This window comes from Streptomyces sp. H51, from assembly GCF_035656535.1.
Lineage (GTDB): Bacteria > Actinomycetota > Actinomycetes > Streptomycetales > Streptomycetaceae > Streptomyces.
On sequence record NZ_JAYMHD010000004.1, the window covers coordinates 1 to 3,362 of the forward strand.

1 protein-coding gene is annotated in these 3,362 nt (G+C 74.4%); it reads left to right on the plus strand.

Annotated elements, in window-relative coordinates:
- Positions 1–3,362: type I polyketide synthase (locus VKA29_RS00160; protein ID WP_324783037.1), on the plus strand; the 3,362-nt coding region annotated here is incomplete at both ends.

The following is a 3,362-nucleotide window of genomic DNA, read 5'->3' on the forward strand; positions in this document are numbered from 1 at the left end:
GTGTTGATGTACGGGGTGGAGGAGACGGCTCAGGACGTGGGTGTGGAGGTGTGCGCGACGGGCACCCTGCGCCGTGGGGAGGGCGGCCTGGCGCGTCTGTACGCCTCGCTCGGCACCGCGTGGAGCCGCGGCGTCCCCGTCGACTGGACCCTCCTCAACGAGGCCGACGGCGCCGACGTGGCCACCGAACTGCCGACCTACCCCTTCCAGCGGCAGCGTCACTGGCTCGACACCCCGGACTCCGCAGCCGCCGACGTGGCCTCCGCCGGACTCGGCGAGGCGGGGCATCCGCTGCTCGGAGCCGTGGTCCGGGTCGCCGAGGGAGACCAGTACGTGCTGACCGGGCGGCTGTCGCTGCGGAGCCACCCGTGGCTCGCCGACCACGGCGCCGACGGCGCCGTGCTGCTGCCCGGGACCGCCTTCCTCGAACTCGCCGTGCGCGCAGGGGACGAGGCCGGCTGCGACCACCTCGAAGAACTCACCCTCGAAACGCCTTTGGTGCTGCCCGAGCGCGGCGCGGTGCAGGTGCAGACCGTCTTGGCCGCCCCGGACGGCTCCGGGCGCCGCACCGTGAGCGTGTACGCCCGCCCCGCGGACGACGCCGACGCGCCGTGGACGCGGCATGCGACCGGGTCCCTCGCGCGCGCAGCGGCCGGTGCCGGGGCGGAGCTGACGCAGTGGCCGCCGCCGGGCGCCGAGTCCGTGGACCTGGACGGGTTCTACGACTCCGCAGCAGCCGTCGGCTACGCCTACGGGCCCGCGTTCCAGGGACTCAAAGCCGCCTGGCGACAGGGCACGACCGTATGGGCCGACGTGGCCCTCGCGCCCGAACAGGCGTCTCAGGCAGGCGCATTCGGCCTCCACCCGGCGCTGCTCGACGCCGCGCTGCACGCCGAGCAACTGCTGCGCGCGGCCAAGGGCGAGGAGCCGGGCGTACGACTGCCGTTCGTGTGGAGCGGGGTGTCCCTGCACGCCACCGGCGCCACCGCGCTGCGCATCCGCATGACCTCGCTCGGCACGGACACGGTGGCCCTGACCGCGGCCGACGGCCAGGGCCGGGTCGTGGCGCACGCCGACTCGCTCGTCCTGCGGCCGGTCGCCGCCGACCGACCGGGCGGCACGCAGCGGGACGGCCTGCACGTCGTCGACTGGACCGCCCTGCCGCCCCGGCCCGGACCGAACACCGGCGACCAAGTACGCCTCGGCGGACCGGACTTCGCCGACCTCGGCGCGCTGCGGGCCGCCCTGGACGGTGGGCTCGCCGTGCCGTCGACCGTCGTCCTCGCGCTCGAACCGGTCGCGAGCGAGACCGTGTCGGCGGAGACCGCCCGCCGAGCCACCTCCGACCTGCTCGCTCTGGTCCGCGACTGGCTCGCCGACGAGCGGTTCGCGCTGTCCCGGCTGGCCGTCGTCACACGCGGCGCCGTCTCCGTCCGCGAGGGCGAGGACCTCACCGACCTCGTCCACGCGCCGATCTGGGGCCTGATCCGTTCCGCGCAGGCCGAGAACCAGGACCGTTTCCTCCTCGTCGACCTCGACCCGTGGGACGACCGCGCCGACGTCCTGGACGCGGCCCTCGCGACGGGGGAGTCCCAGGTCGCCGTACGCGGCGGGACGCTGCTCGCACCGCGCTTGCTGCGCTCCACTGCCCCCGCCGGCTCGCGGGAACCCGTGTGGCGCCCGGACGGGACGGTTCTGGTCACGGGTGGGACCGGGGCGCTGGGTGCGCTGGTGGCGCGGCATCTGGCGGGTGAGCACGGGGTGAGGCGTCTGGTGCTGACGAGCCGGCGGGGTGCGGAGGCGCCGGGTGCGGCTGAACTCGTCGATGAGCTTCGTGGGTTGGGTGCGGAGTCGGTGGAGGTCGTGGCGTGTGATGTGGCGGAGCGGGATGCGGTGGCGGCGTTGTTGGGGTCGTTGCCGGGTCGGTTGTCCGGGGTCGTGCACTGCGCGGGTGTGCTGGACGACGGTGTGGTGGGGTCGTTGACGGCGGAGCGGCTGGATGCGGTGATGCGTCCGAAGGCGGACGCGGCCTGGCATCTGCACGAGCTGACCCGTGACGCCGGCCTGGACGCCTTCGTCCTCTTCTCCTCCGTCGCCGGTGTGTTCGGCAACCCCGGGCAGGGCAACTACGCCGCCGCCAACGCCTTCCTCGACGCCCTCGCCCACCGCAGGACCGCGGAGGGACTGCCCGCCACCTCGCTCGCCTGGGGACTGTGGGAGCAGTCCAGCGGCATGCTGGCCCACCTAGCCGACGGCGACCTCGGCTGGATGACACGCGCCGGCATCCTCCCCCTCGCCGACGACCACGGGCTCGCCCTGATGGACGCCGCCCTGCGCACCCCCGGCCACGCCCTGTTCGTACCGGCCCGCCTGGACCACGCCACCCTGCGCGGCCGGGCCGCCTCCGGACTGCTGCCCGGCCTGTTCCGGGGGCTGGTCCGGGTTCCGGCGCGGCGCACCGTGCAGACCGGTGCCGACGCGGGCGCCGCCACCCTCACCCGGCGCCTCGCCGCCCTCGCCCCCGCCGAGCGCGAGCACGAGCTGCTCGACATCGTGCGCACCGCCGTGGCCACCGTCCTCGGACACGCCGATCCGGGCGCGATCCGCCCCGAAAAGGCGTTCAAGGAACTCGGCTTCGACTCCCTCACCGCCGTCGAACTGCGCAACCAGCTCGGCGCCGCCACCGGCGTACGGCTCCCCGCCACCCTGGTCTTCGACCACCCGACGGTGGCCGCGGCGGCCCGGTTCCTGCTCACCGCGCTCGTCAGCGACGACCACGCCGAGGAGACCGCAGCCGCGGCGGTCGAACCCGTCCTGGCCCACACCGGCGCCGACGAGCCCATCGCCGTCGTCGGCATGGCATGCCGATACCCGGGTGGCGTCACCTCGCCGGAGGACCTGTGGGACCTCGTGCACGAGGGCCGCGACGCCATCACCGAGTTCCCCACCGACCGCGGCTGGGACCTCGAAACCCTCTTCGACACCGATCCCGAACGCCTCCGCACCAGCTACGCCCGCGAAGGCGGATTCCTCTACGACGCGGGCGACTTCGACGCCGAACTCTTCGGCATCTCACCGCGCGAGGCGCTGGCCATGGACCCGCAGCAACGCCTCCTGCTGGAGGCGTCCTGGGAGGTGTTCGAGCGCGCCGGGATCGACCTCGACACCGTGCGGGGCAGCCGCACCGGCATCTTCGCCGGCGCCATGCACCACGACTACGCGTTCCGCGTCGAGGAGCACCCCGAGCGCGTCGAGGGCTACGGACTCACCGGCACCCAGGGGAGTGTCGTCTCCGGCCGCGTCGCCTACACCTTCGGCCTGGAGGGCCCCGCCGTCACCGTCGACACCGCCTGCTCCTCCTC